The organism is Testudinibacter sp. 'clade 2', from assembly GCF_006227735.1.
Taxonomy (GTDB): Bacteria; Pseudomonadota; Gammaproteobacteria; order Enterobacterales; family Pasteurellaceae; genus Chelonobacter.
This window is the reverse complement of the sequence record NZ_VDHB01000019.1, coordinates 1-15,498: the sequence shown is the minus strand read 5'-3', so window position 1 is coordinate 15,498 and position 15,498 is coordinate 1. Positions and strand designations below refer to the sequence as shown.

Sequence of the window (15,498 nt, the reverse complement as noted above, 5' to 3'; positions counted from 1 at the left end):
TAAAGGAAAAATGCAAAGTGCGGTTCGGGGCGATATATAATCGCCCCCTACTGTTACAACATTAATCGTGTATTTTAACCTTTGTCAGTAGTCTAAACCTTGTGCTTGAAAACACAAGGTTTTTCCCAATATGAAATCAGTTTAAGCAAACGGATCGCGCAGGATCATGGTTTCAACCCGATCCGGACCTGTAGACAGAATATCAACCGGGACGCCGGTCACTTCTTCAATGCGTTTGATATAATCGCGTGCAGTTTGCGGCAGCTGGTTGACATCGGTGACACCGAAAGTGTTTTCTGACCAACCCGGTAAGGTTTCGTAGATTGGCTCGACATTTTCCCAGTTTTCAGCCGCTGTCGGGGCATATTCGACAATGGAGCCGTCCGGCATTTTATAAGCAACACAGATTTTTAATTCTTTGAAGCCGTCCAGTACGTCCAGTTTAGTCATGCAGAAACCGGAAATCGAGTTGAGTTGAATCGCACGGCGTACCGCAACCGCATCGAACCAACCGCAACGACGCGGGCGACCGGTAACGGCACCAAACTCATTGCCTTTTTTGGCAATTTCCGCACCGATTTCATCAAATAATTCAGTAGTGAATGGGCCGCCACCGACACGGGTACAGTAGGCTTTGATGATACCCAATACATAATCCAAATGACGCGGACCATAACCCGCACCGGTGGCAACGCCGCCAGCAGTCGTGTTGGAGCTGGTAACATATGGATAGGTGCCGTGGTCGATGTCCAGCATGGTGCCTTGTGCACCTTCGAACAAGATATTGTCGCCGTTTAAGCGGGCTTTATCTAAAATGGTCGGAATGTCGGCAACCATTGCGGTGATAATATCTGCCACTGCAAAAATCTCGGCTAAGGTTTTATCGTAATCAACGGCGTCAACCTTATAATAATTCACCAATTGGAAGTTGTAGTATTCCAGAATATTTTTCAGTTTCTCGGCAAAGGCTTCACGATTGAATAGATCACCGACCCGCAAGCCACGACGGGCTACTTTGTCTTCATAGGCCGGTCCGATGCCGCGTCCGGTGGTGCCGATGGCTTTTTTGCCCAACGCCGCTTCACGCGCATGATCCATGGCAACGTGGTAAGGCAGAATCAACGGACACGCTTCGGAAATCAGCAAACGTTCACGCACATTGACACCACGGCTTTCCAATTCACCCATCTCTTGCATCAATGCCGCAGGGGAAAGCACTACGCCGTTGCCAATCAAACAAGTGACGTTATCGCGCAAAATACCCGACGGAATCAAACGTAACACCGTTTTTTCTCCGTTGATAATCAAGGTGTGACCGGCATTGTGACCGCCTTGATAACGCACCACATATTTTACCCGATCCGTCAATAAATCAACGATTTTGCCTTTTCCCTCATCGCCCCATTGAGCGCCAAGGATAACAACACTTTTCCCCATAATAGTTTACCTTTTAAGATTTGAAGATGGATATTCGCAACAGTTTACTTTACTCTTTTCCAAGCCTCACTACAATCCACAATCAAAGTGCGGTTATAGGGCTTTGGAAACATTGCGGGCGGATAGTGAGTCCGCCCGCTAGCTTTCGTTATTAATTTTCCGGTGTTTGCATATAACGGAAGAAATCACTGCCCGGTTTTAGAATCATCATATTGCCTGAATTTTTGAAGCTTTTTTCGTAGGCCTTCAAGCTACGCACAAAGCTGAAAAATTCCGGTTCATTACGAAACGCATCGGCATACACTTTGGCAGCGGTGGCATCGCCGTTACCACGTAGCTCTTGGGCGGTTTTGCTGGCGGTTGCCAAGATTACTGTGACTTTGCGATCGACATCAGCTTGGATAAAGGCTGATTTTTCGCGACCCTGTGAACGATGTTCCCGCGCAACGGCATCTCGTTCGGCACGCATCCGTTGGTAAATCGAAGAAGAAACCTCTTGCGGCAGGTTGATTTGTTTAACCCGCACGTCAACCACCTGAATGCCTAAATCAGACGAACTGTCGGCGCCGGTATTCAACGCGTTTAATGCACCGGTCATCAACTCGCCACGCGTGCCGGAAACGATGTCTTTAATGGTTCTTGAACCGATTTCAGAACGTAAGCGGTCATTGACTTTGCGACGCAATAAATTGTCGGCGTAGGTGTAATCGCCACCGCCGGTACTGGTATAAAAACGGCCAAAATCGCTGATCCGCCATTTCACATAAGAATCCACCAGCAAGTCTTTTTTCTCCACCGTGACGAAGCGATCAGCTTGTCCGTCTAAGGTTTGGATTCTGGCATCTAAAATTTTCACATTATCAATAAACGGAATTTTAAAATGAATACCCGGCATATAGATTGAGACTTTGTTGTCGCTGTCACGCAAAACTTTGCTGAAACGCAACATGATACCGCGCGAGCCTTCGTTAATCACCACCACGCTGGAATATACAATCGCTGCCACCAGAATAATGACAGGAACTAAAAACTTACGCATTATTCAAATCTCCCTTGACGAGTGCTGTTTTGGTTGCGTTCTTGCTGTTGTGAACCGTTATAGCTGTTGTCATTGCTGTTTGAGGTCGTCGGCGCAGGTGTGAAAGCGGCTGCCCGGTTTGCTGCGTTGCCCAACGTGGTATTGCTATTCGCCCCTTTTGCTTGTGGTGCATCCGTTTTCTCGACCGCACTTTCAGCGGCTTTCTTTTGATTTAGCATTTGTTCTAACGGTAACACGGTCAGGTTGCTGCCGTTGTTAGAATCCAACATCATTTTCGGGGTTTCAGCCATAATATTTTCCATGGCTTGAATATATAACCGCTCTTTCAACAAATCCGGTGAGGCTTTGTATTCCGGCAGCAATTGCTGGAAGCGCTCTACTTCCCCTTGTGCGTCCAATACAACCTGTTCTTTGTAGGCGGTTGCTTGTTCGATAATCCGTTGTGCGTCTCCGCGTGCAATCGGCTCTGCTTCACGGGCATAGGCTTCTGCTTGACGGATAAAACGCTGTTCGTCTTCTTGTGCTTTGATCGCATCGTCAAATGCATCTTTGACTTGCTCCGGCGGACGCGCGGACTGGAAGTTGACGTCGATCACCTCTAAGCCCATATCATACGGCTTGATGATGTTTTCCAAATAACGCCAAGTGTCTTCACGCACCACAGAACGACCGGTGGTTAAAATATCATCCATGCTCATATGACCGATCACATAGCGCAGGGCACTGTCGGTGGCTTGTGACAAACTGTTGTTGGCATTGGTCACACTGAACAGGTATTTTTCCGGATTATTGACCCGATATTGTACCGTCATTTCCACCACAACCATATTTTCATCTTGGGTCAGCATACTGCCTTGGGTTTTCAGTTCACTGATTCGCTCGACATTGACCGGCACGACTTGATCGATAAACGTCGGTTTCCAGTTCAAGCCGGGCTGCACAATCGAGTTGAATTCACCGAAACGCAATACCACACCGCGTTCCGCCTCTTTTATGGTATAAAAACCACTAACACCCCAAACAATTGCGCCAATTACTGCGGCGATCGGTAATAATTTGCTTAGCCCGTTGAATGGTGTGCCGTTATTGCCGGATTTGCGCCCATTGCCGCCACCCATTTTTTTCAATAAATTACCAAATAGTTCTTCTAAATCAGGCGGTCCTTGTTGTTTATTGCGCTGCTGGCTTTGTTGTTTGTCCGGTTCAGGTGTGCCGGAATCAGGATTGTTTTGCCAGCCTTGATCTTGCTCAGGTTTTTTTGAGCCTGATTGCCCTGGTTTGCCCCAAGGGTCTTGCTCCGAATTATGGTTGTTATCAGAACCATTCCACGACATAGTATCAATATCTCCGTCCAGCTAACATAAAACCGTAAAGCAAGCGGTGCGGCAACACGCTTGTAAAAGCTTATTTGTCACTGGATTTTGTTATAAATAGAATATAAAGGTATTAACTACCGCATTAATTAAGCGTTGTTCGGTACAGTCGCAATTTTAACAAACTGCTAACCAAACAGCTTTGATTGTATCTATTTAACCTCTGGATTACCAGCCTTTTTCCGTGATTTTAGCTGAGTGTAGCTTGATGGCTAAGCTTGATTACACGTATTCGATCGAATGGTTTTGGCACCGTTGAAAAGTGCGGTTCAGTCGCGCCAGCACAGATGGGCGGGAATAATTTGGTTGGCGATCGGTTTCTGCTCGAGCAGACTGAGAATGGCCTGAAAGAGTTCATTGGCGATTTTTTCATGATCTTGGCGAATAGAGTGAATTTTAAACGGCAAGCAGTTTAATAATTCATAATCATCAAAGGTTGCCAGGTGCAGCTGTTGTGAGCTGAGTTGATCCAACAGTTGATGTTCGTTTAAAAAACGGAGTACGCCGACCAGCAAACCGTAGGAGGCAACAAAAATTGCCTGCGGCAAGCGCCCTAAGCGCTGTAATAACTGCTGCATCATGATATAGCCCGATTCGGAGTGGTAATCCCGATGACTGATCCAATCGTTTTGCAGAGCTAACCCCGCCTGTAGCAGACCGCACTTGAAACCTTGCAAACGGGCTTCACTCGGGGTGAGTTGCAGCAGTCCGCCAAGGTAATAAAACTCTTTGAGTTGGTATTTATTGATCATTTGCGCCACCATGGCGGCAACCGCACTTTTATCATCCGTGATGATATAGGGTATTTGTGGTGCATCGGCAATAAAGCGATCCAGTTGAATTGTTGGAATGGTGTTCAAATAGGGGTAGTGCTTACGTTTTTGACAAACCGGGGTGGTGATCAAAATATCAATTTGACGTTCCAGCAGGTTTTCAATTGCTTTCGCTTCTAAGTGCGGTTCTTCATCGGAGCAACTAATAAGCAACTGTAAACCGTGGTTACGACACAAACGTTCTAACATCTGACTGGTTTGTGCAAAGCCAAAATTCGAAAAATCGGGAATCACCAAGCCGATAGTATTGGTGCGTTGTGCTTGCAGCGCTTTGGCATAGATGTTGGCACGATAGTGGTTTTTTTCTGCAATTTGCAGAATCTTTTGCCGTGTTTCCTCTTTAATCCGAAACTCATCGGCGCGTCCGTTCAAGACCATACTAACGGTGGTTTTGGAGACGCCGCTCAGTTCGGCAATATCATTCAGCGTACAACGTTTGGATTTAGCGATCATGGTTAATTATTGGAATAAGATACGGTTTTGTGGGGGGCAGATTGAATCTGCCCAAGGTTATAAAAGTGCGGTTTGGGCGTATGTCCTTACGCAGTTTATTCAGTGCGATATTCAATCGGCGCTAACACCGCACTTTCAATTTCCAATCGGCATGAACTTTGTAACATATTTTGCCGATTTTTAATAAAAAAGCGTGATGTTAGGGCTTTTTCGCCGCCGTTTAGGAAAATTTCGATCACGGAGCGATCGATAAAAATTTCCACCTGTTTTAAATCGGCAATGGCACAATAACGCTGTTCACCCAAGCTCAACATACTTTCGGTTTGCTCGCTGGCGCTGCGATCGAGACAGAACACACCGTTTTCATAGCTTATGGTTAAATGTTGTCCTTGTGGATTATCAAACAGTCGTAGGCTGAAATCGCGATTGTGCGGATTAAATTTCAGATAACGGCGATCCAAATCCGCCAATTCTGTGACTTGCTGTAATGAAAGTGCGGTCAGATTTTGTGGATAATATTGCTCAAGTGGCGTTTGCACAATTTGATTATTTTGCAAGCGCAAACGGCGTGGCATGGTCAAAGCGGAATGCCAAGCATATTCGTCGCTCGGATATTGTAGATCCGGCAGCCCGATCCAGCCAATCATCACCGCACTTTCGCTGTTGTCCAAGCCAGCAAAGGTTTGTGGTGCATAAAAATCGAAGCCGTAATCCAGTTCGCCAAAGTGTTCCACTTCAAATTGTAAATCGTTCAACTTACCGATTACATAAGTGGAGTGATAGTTGTTTTGAAATTGCTGCGTTTCCCGTTTTTTACCTTGCGGCGACCAGATAAACAGATCTTTGTTGCCGATTTTTAACAAATCAGGACATTCCCACATAAAAATATCCTGATTGTCGAAAGCGGATAACTGTAGTTCGCCCAGCAGTTGTGGTGGTGTGTTGATGTTTTCCATTTCAAACACAATCGCTGTACCACTCAAATTGTCGCGTTGCGCACCGCAAATAAACCGCACTTTGCCGTCTTGTGTGAAATACGGCTTTGGATCGCGCACGTGTTCGCTGTAACCGGCAGGGGCGCAGGTCACCAACGGATATTTATCCAACAGCTTGCCGTCGTTGCTGAACACGGCGATATTTTGATACGGAATGCGTGCATTATCGCTGCTGCGACGGGTATTGCCGGTGTAGAACGCCACAATACAATCGCCTAGCGGCAATGCGCCGCCGGAGTAACAGCCGTGCGATTCGAACATTTCCGTCGGAATTAAGGTGTCGGCGAGGGTAAATTGGCGGAAATCCGGCGTGGTGTAGTGCAACCAATGTTTCATGCCGTGCATGGCGCCGTAGGGATACCATTGGTAGAAAATATGGTATTTTTCACCGTCGAATACCAAGCCGTTCGGATCATTGATTAAGCCGAATGGTGCGACCAAATGGTAATCAGGACGGAAATCCTGATCCGTCGCAACCTTTGCCGCCACCGCATCAAGTTCACCCGCTTTGGCGGCAAGCAGACTCTTGTATTTTCCCTGATTGAAGATCAACATTGGACTCCTCCGTTTTGTTAATTAAGCGGACTGCGCCAAATAATCTGCTAATTGTTGTTGGTTCGGCAATGCCGCCATTGCGCCTTTGGCAGTGGTTGCCAGTGCGCCACACGCATTGGCTTGGTGGATAATCGGCACCAGATTTTCCCATTGTTGCCAGTTTGCGGTTTGTGATAACCCGGCAAGCAGCCCGCCGACAAAGGCATCGCCAGCACCGGTGGTGTCTACGGCTTGCACCGCTTTGCCACTGATTAGTTGCTGTTCGCCGTTCAGATGTACCAAGGCACCCTCTTTGCCCATAGTGACGATAATCAATTTTTGCGGGTAGTATTCGGTGATGGTTTTTAAGGCTTGCTCTAAGGTGTCAGTTTCGGTGAGCAGGGTCAGCTCTTCTTCCGAGAATTTTAATACATCCGCCAATTCGACCGCCTGCATCACCGTCATGCGCATGATATCTTGGCTTTCCCATAGTGACTCACGCAAATTGGGATCGAACGACACCATGCCGCCGATCTGCTTGATTTGCTGCATGGCGGTCAAGGTTGCTTGTTGTGAAGGATTGTTCAACAGCGCAATCGAGCAGCAATGCAGCCACTCGCCACGATTGAATTGTGGCAGGTCATCAGTTTGCAGAAACTGATCGGCACTAGGATTGACCATAAAGGTGAAACTGCGCTCGCCGTCGTCATCAAGATCGACCACCACGGTCGAAGTGCGGTTTTGTGGGTCAAGCAACATGAAATCGGTGTTTACATTTTCTTGATTTAACACGTTTTTCATAAAAATCCCGAGCGGATCTTGACCGACACGTCCGATAAATGCGGTTCTGCCACCCAAACGAGCAATGGCAACAGCAACATTCGCAGGGGCGCCACCAGCGGCTTTTAAATAATGTTCTGCACCGTCAGGAATCAAATCCACAACAGCATCGCCTAATACCCAAACTTTTTGTTTCATGCCAGCCACCTTTGTTTCTATTGTTACGCAAGAAAATACCATGCTCAAAATTTTAGCTAAAACGGTTTAGTGTGGCAATGAAAGTAGGGTTTTTCTTGAGAATAGGGTTGGGAAATGTGATCTGGATCTAAAAAATGCGGTTAAGTTGGTGATAACCGCACTTGTGTTGTTTCAATTAAAACGTCTTTTCAAAAATCAGATTGATATTCTTCTGTGTATAGGAATACATCGACGGCAGGTTGCTGTCTTGTTTTTTCCAGTTGAAATGCAGTTTCGGCGTGATGCCCCAAACGTGCCAATTGCGTTTCCACAGGGTTAAATTCACGTTATAAATCTTATCGTTGCGCACTTTACCGAGCGGAATCATCTCGCCCAATTTGGCTTGATCTTTGTAGTTGCGCTGTGCGTAAGAAAAGCCCAAACGGGAGGAAACGCCCCATTGCCACTCCTGCCCCCAACCGATCCGCAGGGTGCGCGTATTGTTGCTGTATTGCAATAAGCGTGTTTTTTCGCGGTTATAATCGCCGCCGACATAAAAAAATTGGCGCGGGCTGCGCAGCCACAGCAGGGTGACAGACGCCAATTGGCTGTGTCCGTTCAAGTTTTGGCTGTCGTAATAGCGCTGTTCGGCGTGTTCAAGAGCGGTCGAAATCTGCCAGTTGGCATTGAGCCAGCGACGATATTCGCCGCGCACGCCGTTCGCCCATTTATACGACTGGTTGCCGTACCAGCGTTTTTCATAAAATGGCAAAATAGACACACTTTGCACCGCACTTTTGTGGCTATAACCGAGATAAGTGCGGTTGTAAATATCGTCATAATCGTGGTTATCCCAAAAATTCTTACCGAATAGCTCCGTGCCGACATGCAGATAGTGTGCGCCAGTCAGGTTGAAATCACGCTCTAGGCTGAACGAGTAGGCAATGCCGTGCGCAGACTGCGGCAGCATGCTGTCACCTTTGACAAAACCGGTATTCTCGATTTCACGCTTGGACGAAGTGTTATTAACATTGCTGTCACGCAGGTAATAGGCACTGAAACTGCTTTGCCAGCCACTGCGTTGTTGCAATGTGTTGAGATAGGAATCAATCAATTTGACTACTGGCGCCGGCACGCCGACCGCACTTTTGGCTTTTTCAAACTGATCGCGTGCTGCATTGTCTTGCCGATCGTGAAACAGGCTTTTTGCCAATTCGATCCGCACCGGATTGAGATCCGGATTGACGGCGAGAATCTCACGAAAGCGGCTAATCGCCAGCGGATAATCTTGCGCCAGTTGCGCTAATGTCGCCTCGGCAAAACGGACGAGAATCGGATCATGTTGTGCAAACGTGCGGTAAATCGGCAACAATTCATTGATTAATTCTGCATTGCGTTGTTGCAGTGCTAAATTTAACCAATCTTGTGCTAACTGTGGGTTCGCTAATAATTGTGCACGACTAACTCGTAACGGCTGCACCGCACTTGGCGTTGAATCGTCCACCGTTTTCAATGGCGCAGTTGGCAGGGCGATATTTTGAATGCTGTCGGGGGTTGTCGCTTGATTTACGCTAACAGTGGTTTTGGCAACCGCACTTGCTGCACAAAGTGCGGTCAGGCTGGTTACTAAAAGAGATTTTTTCATGTGGTTTCTTAAAAAAAGAGGCGCAGGTGCGCCTAGATTAATTGATAATTTTTCATACAACCAAAATGATTATTTAGCAGCGTTAAATACCGCTTTGGTTTCACTTCCCCATTCATTGGTTAACGTTGCTGAACCAGCAACTTCAGCTGCGCCACGTCCCATAAATTTCCCCTCATAAGTGCCTGAAAGTGGTATATTGATTAGACCTTTATCGGTGGTTTTGGCATTACCAGCAAAGGTGATCTCACCATTTTTAGCTGTGATGGCTGTTTCGGAGAGTTCAGTTTCTCGCCAAATATTTTCGAAGTGCATTTGAGTTATATCACCAGAAATCGTTTTTTTATCAAAGTTCGCATTAAGTGTTACCGTACCTTCGGAAATAATGTCAGCACTGGCGATATAGCTCGTTCCTTGATATTTAGCAGAACCTTTAAGTGTTTCTAATTCATTGGCATTAGTAGATCGTCCTGAATAAATCACCATTGCATCGTTAGCGTTACGTCCATTGACTGTACCACGAGCTGAAACACCGGCAATACCAGAGTCATTTAAGTTATTGCTGTAAGTATCATAAGCAGCTTGGATGTTTAGCACTTTACCATTAGTCACGGAGCTACTGCTTACAGATTGAGTAGATTCTCCTTTGCCGGAGCCATCAGCAGCTACTAATTTGGCTAAACCATCTTCATTTGTCCAACTGTCTTTTTTGATAGGCTCTAAAATATCGCTATTATTTAAAGATGCTGCGGTATAAACATAGGTGTTTGGTTCAGTACGTGCTAATTCAGCTAAACGTGCTTCTTCAGCTTTGCGAGCTTCTTCGGCTTTGCGAGCGTCTTCGGCTTTACGAGCTTCTTCGGCTTTACGAGCTTCTTCGGCTTTACGAGCTTCTTCGGCTTTTTTTGCCGCATCGCTGGTTGTGTTATCTGTTGCTGGTGTAGTTGTTGTGGCGGTATTTGTGTTGTTTGGTGTTGAACTTCCACCACCTGATGAACCACAGGCAATGGCTCCGAGGGAGATTAAAATCGCAAGTGCGGCTGTTTTGATCGTCGGTTTCATCATTGGATTCCTTGTTGGTTATTTATGAGATAAAAATGAAGTATTAATGTGGTTTTCGCTCCAAATTGACGAAAAAAACATTAAACCTCCTTAGTTTAAAAAAAAAAAAAAAAAACAAGGCTTTAGCGTTTTTTAAGCAGAAATTTTGATCTTTATCACGTTTATTTTAAAAATGGAGTAAAATTTCAAAAAGAAAAGGGAGCGGTTCAAGGCAGAAATAAAAACGCGCTATCGGCAAGAGGGCGGATAGCGCGTTGAAAATCGGGGATTGTACGGGAGTTAATAAATCACGTTGTTGTGATAACGCGACAGAATCGCTTGGATATGATCCATTTTCTCTTTGCTTGGCGGCAGCACATCTTCCAATTCGTATTTTTCGCCCATCGCTTCCCATTTGTGTTGTCCCAAGCGGTGGTACGGCAGCAGTTCGATTTTTTCGATATTGTGCATGTCTTTGATAAATTCGCCGAGCAGGGTAACCGAGTGATCGTCATCGGTGTAACCGGGTACGACCACATAACGAATCCAAGTGCGTTGGTTGCGTTTTTGCAGGTAACGGGCGAACTCTAACGTGCGTTTGTTCGGCACGCCGATCAAATTTTGGTGAATTTTATCATCTAGTTGTTTCAAATCCAGCAGCACTAAATCCGTGACATCGAGTAAGTCGTCAATCACTTCGTCATAACGCCGTACAAAGCCGTTGGTGTCTAGGCAGGTGTGAATGCCTTGTTCTTTGCAGGCGCGGAACCAGTCACGCACAAATTCTGCTTGCAAAATCGCCTCGCCGCCGGAAGCAGTTACGCCACCGCCGGACGCATTCATAAAATGGCGGTAAGTGACCACTTCTTTCATCAGTTCTTCAACGGTGATCTCTTTGCCACCGTCTAAATCCCAAGTATCACGGTTGTGGCAATATTGACAACGCATTAAACAGCCTTGTAAAAACAGAATAAAACGGATTCCCGGCCCGTCCACCGTGCCACAGGATTCAAAAGAGTGAATGCGTGCTTTAATCGTCATAGCCATTCCAAAAGAGAGTAAAAGTGCGGTCAATTTTACCTGAAACAAGTGCACTTTGCGATAGAAAGTCGTAACAGACCCTAGACTGAGTCAACTTTTCAAGCAGAGGTGATACTTGACTGCCTCGGTGAAAGGAGGCATTATGTAAATATTGTTAATACTTATGGTGGGAGAAGCATAATGGAACAACAATTGACACCAGAATATTTGGAATATCTAAAAAAAGAAGCCGCTTTAGGTGATAAGGATTTTACCGAAGGAAAAGAATTTTCCGGTGAAGAGGTCTATCGCGGGGTGAAAGATGTTTTATACAATGCAGTATTAAAATATGAACAAAATGTCGCCTGAGTATACGATTAGTTATTCTGCGAGAGCAAAACAGAATCTTGAAAATATTGCTTTGGGGATTTACGAATTTACCCTCAATTTAACGACGGCGGACACTGTTATAAATCGTATTCGCAATGGCATTGAGAAGCTCAAGAATCTTCCGGAACGCGGCTCATTAGGTATTATAGAGGGTACTAGAGAAATCTACTTGGGCGGTTATCGGGTTGTTTATCGAATCAATGGAGTTGTTGTCAGGATTATTACTGTTATTCATTGTTCTCGACTTTATCCCTAAATAATTGATTAACCCTGTCAGATGACAGGGTTAATTTTTATGCAACAAAAAGCCCCGCCAATCGGCAGGGCTTGAAAGCTGGATTAAACCTGAATTACATGGTTTGTGTAAAGGTACGAGTAATCACGTCTTTTTGCTGTTCCTTGGTCAGCGAGTTGAAACGTACGGCGTAACCGGAAACACGAATGGTCAATTGCGGATATTTTTCCGGATTTTCCATAGCGTCTAACAACATTTCACGGTTCATCACGTTGACGTTCAAGTGCTGGCCGCCTTCGATGCTGGCTTCGTGGTGGAAGTAACCGTCCATTAAGCCCGCCAAGTTGCGTTTTTGCGCTTCGTAATCTTTACCTAACGCATTCGGAACGATAGAGAAAGTATAAGAGATCCCGTCTTTAGCATAAGCAAATGGCAGTTTGGCAACCGATGTCAGGGAAGCGACCGCACCTTTTTGGTCACGACCGTGCATTGGGTTGGCGCCTGGTCCAAATGGTGCACCGGCACGACGACCGTCAGGGGTATTACCGGTTTTCTTGCCGTAAACCACGTTAGAAGTGATGGTTAATACGGATTGGGTTGGCACAGCGTTACGATAGGTTTTCAGTTTTTGAATTTTCTTCATGAAACGTTCAACCAAGTCACAAGCGATGTCATCAACACGGCTGTCGTTGTTACCGAATTGCGGATATTCGCCTTCGATTTCAAAGTCAACAGCGATACCGTCTTCGTCACGAATCGGTTTCACTTTGGCGTATTTGATAGCAGATAATGAATCCGCTGCCACAGACAGGCCGGCGATGCCGCATGCCATCGTGCGGTAAACGTCACGATCATGCAACGCCATTAATGAGGCTTCGTAGCTGTATTTGTCGTGCATGTAGTGAATGATGTTCAGCGAGGTGACATATTGGGTTGCCAACCAGTCCATAAAGCTGTCTAAACGGGTCATCACATCATCGTAATCCAAGTATTCACTGGTCACTTTATCTGTTTTCGGACCGACTTGCATTTTCAGTTTTTCATCGATACCACCGTTGATCGCGTATAACATGGTTTTCGCCAAGTTTGCGCGCGCGCCAAAGAATTGCATCTGTTTGCCGACAATCATTGGGCTGACGCAGCAGGCGATCGCATAGTCATCACTATTGAAGTCCGGACGCATCAAATCGTCGTTTTCGTACTGTACGGAAGAGGTATCGATTGACACCTTAGCGCAATAGCGTTTGAAACCGTCCGGCAGTTTTTCAGACCACAAAATAGTCATGTTTGGTTCCGGCGATGGTCCCATGGTGTATAGTGTGTTCAAGAAACGGAAGCTGTTTTTGGTCACCAAAGTACGACCGTCTAAGCCCATACCGGCTAAAGATTCAGTTGCCCAAATCGGGTCGCCCGAGAACAGTTGATCGTATTCAGGGGTACGCAGGAAACGCACCATACGTAGTTTCATCACTAAGTGGTCGATCAATTCCTGTGCTTCTTCTTCAGTAATTTTACCGGCTTTCAGGTCACGTTCAATGTAGATATCTAAGAAAGAAGAGACACGACCAAAGGACATTGCCGCACCGTTTTGTGATTTTACCGCAGCCAAATAGCCGAAGTAAGTCCACTGTACCGCTTCGCGCGCATTGGTTGCCGGACCGGAAATGTCGTAGCCGTAGCTAGCCGCCATTTGTTTGATTTGACCTAAAGCACGGTGTTGTTCCGCGATTTCTTCACGCAATTGGATCGTCATTTCCAAGTCTTCGCCTCTTTCTAAGCGACCTTGTAATGAACCGAATTGTTTGAATTTATCCGCCATTAAGAAATCAATACCGTATAACGCAACACGGCGGTAGTCACCGATAATACGACCACGACCATACGCATCAGGTAATCCGGTTAACACCCCGGATTTACGGCAGCGCAGGATATCCGGAGTATACACATCGAATACGCCCTGGTTATGGGTTTTACGGTATTCGGTGAAGATTTTTTTCACTTGTGGATCTAATTGGCGTCCGTAAACTTGGCAAGAACCTTCCACCATTTTGATGCCACCGAATGGAATAATTGCACGTTTCAATGGCGCATCAGTTTGTAAACCAACGATTTTTTCCAGATCTTGTTGGATATAACCGGCGTCATGGGATGTGATGGTTGAAATGATAGAGGTGTCAAAATCGTACGGCTCGTGGGTTTTGTTTTCCACTTTGATGCCGTCCATTACCTTTTCCCATAGGGTGTCGGTGGCAGGAGTCGCGCCGACGAGAAACGCTTCGTCGCCTTCGTATGGGGTGTAGTTCAGTTGGATAAAATCACGCACATCAACAGTTTGCTGCCAATTGCCGTCTTTAAAGTCAGCCCACGCTTGTTGTTGAAGTTCAGTTAGTTGTGTCATATCGATACATTCCTTATTTAACAATAAATTAAAATCATTATATCGCCAGAACCGCACTTGCTGCCGATATGCCTAAACAGATGATCAATGGTGTTCACGATTCAAATACCATTGCATTAAGGCGATGCAAACCGCACCACCCACGATATTCCCGAGTGTCACCGGGATTAAATTTTTAACAATAAAATGTGCCATATCCAAATCGGCATACTGCGCCGCATTAATACCAAGGCTTTGCCAAAATTCAGGACTACTGTAATGTGCTGTTAAAATACCCATCGGGATCATGAACATATTAGCAACACAGTGTTCAAAGCCGGAGGCAACAAACATTGAAATCGGCAGAATTGCTGCCAGCGTTTTATCGGTCAGGGTTTTGCCGGCATACGCCATCCATACCGCAATACACACCATAATGTTACAAAAAATCCCCAGGCTGAACGCTTCAACCCAAGTGTGATGAATTTTGTGCTGGGCGGTGTTTAAAATCACCAAGCCCCATTGTCCGTTGGCTGCCATGGTTTGTCCGCCAAACCAGACCAACGCCACGATAAACAAGCTGCCGATAAAGTTGCCGCTATACACAGCCGCCCAGTTCTTTAACATTTGATAGGTGCTGATCTTGTTTTCCACGCGCGCTAAAATTGTCATGGTGGACGAAGTAAATAGCTCGTTGCCGCACACAATCACCATAATAATGCCCAATGAGAACACAATCCCACCGACAAATTTGCTCATGCCCCAAGCCACATCCGCTGCACCGGTCTGGGTGGTTGCGTAAAAGACAAAGGCGATCGCAATAAATGCGCCCGCCGGAATGGCCGACATAAAAGACAGAAACTGATTTTTCTGGGCTTTGTAAGCGCCGGCATTGACGGCAACCGTCGTGATTTGTGCCGGATTCAGCATCGTAGTGGAATTGTTGGCATCTGTGCTCATGTTTAAATCTTTATCCTTCAGCCTGAGAATCAATCTAAGCGTTAAAACCTAAAAAATTTTTTAAGATTTATTATTTTTTTTTAGCATTATAATTTTTTGTTGATATACAAACAAATCATTTTAAGATGCTGTGTTATGTTATCTCACAAAATGTGATGTAGATCAATTTAGCCTGTTAACACTGGGTTAAGATGTTATTTAATGGTTAAAAT

The 15,498-nt window shown here is 45.8% G+C and carries 13 protein-coding genes; 2 read left to right on the top strand and 11 right to left on the bottom strand.

The window, feature by feature from the left end; all coding sequences use genetic code 11:
* Positions 1–141 precede the first annotated feature (141 nt).
* From purA to pflA, 9 genes are all read right to left on the bottom strand, one after another.
* The gene (purA, locus tag FHQ30_RS02560) at positions 142–1,437 is read right to left on the bottom strand and encodes an adenylosuccinate synthase (protein WP_139612135.1); all 1,296 of its coding nucleotides are present in this window, start codon (positions 1,435–1,437) and stop codon (positions 142–144) included.
* Between the two features lie 151 nt (positions 1,438–1,588).
* Complete coding sequence (gene hflC / locus FHQ30_RS02555) at positions 1,589–2,476, bottom strand: protease modulator HflC (RefSeq protein WP_139612136.1); 888 nt, start codon at positions 2,474–2,476, stop codon at positions 1,589–1,591.
* Complete coding sequence (gene hflK / locus FHQ30_RS02550) at positions 2,476–3,810, bottom strand: FtsH protease activity modulator HflK (RefSeq protein ID WP_139612137.1); 1,335 nt, start codon at positions 3,808–3,810, stop codon at positions 2,476–2,478. Before hflK ends, hflC begins: the two co-directional genes overlap by 1 nt.
* Before the next feature lie 308 nt (positions 3,811–4,118).
* Positions 4,119–5,135 (bottom strand): substrate-binding domain-containing protein, encoded by a 1,017-nt coding sequence (locus tag FHQ30_RS02545; RefSeq protein ID WP_139612138.1) that lies wholly within the window; start codon positions 5,133–5,135, stop codon positions 4,119–4,121.
* Between the two features lie 95 nt (positions 5,136–5,230).
* A complete protein-coding gene (locus FHQ30_RS02540) occupies positions 5,231–6,685 on the bottom strand; it encodes a glycoside hydrolase family 32 protein (RefSeq protein ID WP_139612139.1) in 1,455 nt (484 codons plus the stop codon).
* A 21-nt stretch (positions 6,686–6,706) separates the two neighbouring features.
* Positions 6,707–7,642, bottom strand: a complete 936-nt coding sequence (gene cscK / locus FHQ30_RS02535) for a fructokinase (RefSeq protein ID WP_139612140.1) — start codon at positions 7,640–7,642, stop codon at positions 6,707–6,709.
* Between the two features lie 175 nt (positions 7,643–7,817).
* Positions 7,818–9,266, bottom strand: coding sequence for a surface lipoprotein assembly modifier (locus FHQ30_RS02530; protein WP_139612141.1), 1,449 nt, complete (start codon positions 9,264–9,266; stop codon positions 7,818–7,820).
* Between the two features lie 69 nt (positions 9,267–9,335).
* Complete coding sequence (locus FHQ30_RS02525) at positions 9,336–10,328, bottom strand: factor H binding protein domain-containing protein (RefSeq protein WP_139612142.1); 993 nt, start codon at positions 10,326–10,328, stop codon at positions 9,336–9,338.
* Positions 10,329–10,604: 276 nt separating this feature from the next.
* Entirely contained in the window at positions 10,605–11,345 is a 741-nt protein-coding gene (gene pflA, locus FHQ30_RS02520) for a pyruvate formate lyase 1-activating protein (RefSeq protein WP_139611899.1), read from the bottom strand.
* A gap of 180 nt (positions 11,346–11,525) precedes the next feature.
* Between pflA and FHQ30_RS13200 the strand changes: the two genes are divergently transcribed.
* Together FHQ30_RS13200 and FHQ30_RS02515 are read left to right on the top strand one after the other, a co-directional pair.
* Positions 11,526–11,693 carry a hypothetical protein gene (locus FHQ30_RS13200; RefSeq protein WP_176552666.1) on the top strand — a complete coding sequence of 56 codons (168 nt, stop codon included), beginning with the start codon at positions 11,526–11,528 and terminating at the stop codon, positions 11,691–11,693.
* Complete coding sequence (locus tag FHQ30_RS02515) at positions 11,674–11,970, top strand: type II toxin-antitoxin system RelE/ParE family toxin (RefSeq protein WP_139611898.1); 297 nt, start codon at positions 11,674–11,676, stop codon at positions 11,968–11,970. Before FHQ30_RS13200 ends, FHQ30_RS02515 begins: the two co-directional genes overlap by 20 nt.
* A 94-nt stretch (positions 11,971–12,064) precedes the next feature.
* Here FHQ30_RS02515 and pflB read toward each other — a convergent pair whose 3' ends face one another.
* Positions 12,065–14,347 carry a formate C-acetyltransferase gene (gene pflB, locus FHQ30_RS02510; RefSeq protein WP_139611897.1) on the bottom strand — a complete coding sequence of 761 codons (2,283 nt, stop codon included), beginning with the start codon at positions 14,345–14,347 and terminating at the stop codon, positions 12,065–12,067.
* A gap of 84 nt (positions 14,348–14,431) precedes the next feature.
* The gene (gene focA / locus FHQ30_RS02505; protein WP_442805698.1) at positions 14,432–15,256 is read right to left on the bottom strand and encodes a formate transporter FocA; all 825 of its coding nucleotides are present in this window, start codon (positions 15,254–15,256) and stop codon (positions 14,432–14,434) included.
* Positions 15,257–15,498 lie beyond the last annotated feature (242 nt).

What these genes read in the sequence shown, in the direction of transcription:
- cscK (WP_139612140.1), bottom strand. Translation starts at nt 7,642, where the DNA reads ATGAAACAAAAAGTTTGGGTATTAGGCGATGCTGTTGTGGATTTGATT.
- FHQ30_RS02545 (WP_139612138.1), bottom strand. Translation starts at nt 5,135, where the DNA reads ATGATCGCTAAATCCAAACGTTGTACGCTGAATGATATTGCCGAACTG.
- hflK (WP_139612137.1), bottom strand. Translation starts at nt 3,810, where the DNA reads ATGTCGTGGAATGGTTCTGATAACAACCATAATTCGGAGCAAGACCCT.
- pflA (WP_139611899.1), bottom strand. Translation starts at nt 11,345, where the DNA reads ATGACGATTAAAGCACGCATTCACTCTTTTGAATCCTGTGGCACGGTG.
- FHQ30_RS02525 (WP_139612142.1), bottom strand. Translation starts at nt 10,328, where the DNA reads ATGATGAAACCGACGATCAAAACAGCCGCACTTGCGATTTTAATCTCC.
- FHQ30_RS02530 (WP_139612141.1), bottom strand. Translation starts at nt 9,266, where the DNA reads ATGAAAAAATCTCTTTTAGTAACCAGCCTGACCGCACTTTGTGCAGCA.
- focA (WP_442805698.1), bottom strand. Translation starts at nt 15,256, where the DNA reads ATGCTGAATCCGGCACAAATCACGACGGTTGCCGTCAATGCCGGCGCT.
- hflC (WP_139612136.1), bottom strand. Translation starts at nt 2,476, where the DNA reads ATGCGTAAGTTTTTAGTTCCTGTCATTATTCTGGTGGCAGCGATTGTA.
- FHQ30_RS02540 (WP_139612139.1), bottom strand. Translation starts at nt 6,685, where the DNA reads ATGTTGATCTTCAATCAGGGAAAATACAAGAGTCTGCTTGCCGCCAAA.
- FHQ30_RS02515 (WP_139611898.1), top strand. Translation starts at nt 11,674, where the DNA reads ATGAACAAAATGTCGCCTGAGTATACGATTAGTTATTCTGCGAGAGCA.
- pflB (WP_139611897.1), bottom strand. Translation starts at nt 14,347, where the DNA reads ATGACACAACTAACTGAACTTCAACAACAAGCGTGGGCTGACTTTAAA.
- FHQ30_RS13200 (WP_176552666.1), top strand. Translation starts at nt 11,526, where the DNA reads ATGGAACAACAATTGACACCAGAATATTTGGAATATCTAAAAAAAGAA.
- purA (WP_139612135.1), bottom strand. Translation starts at nt 1,437, where the DNA reads ATGGGGAAAAGTGTTGTTATCCTTGGCGCTCAATGGGGCGATGAGGGA.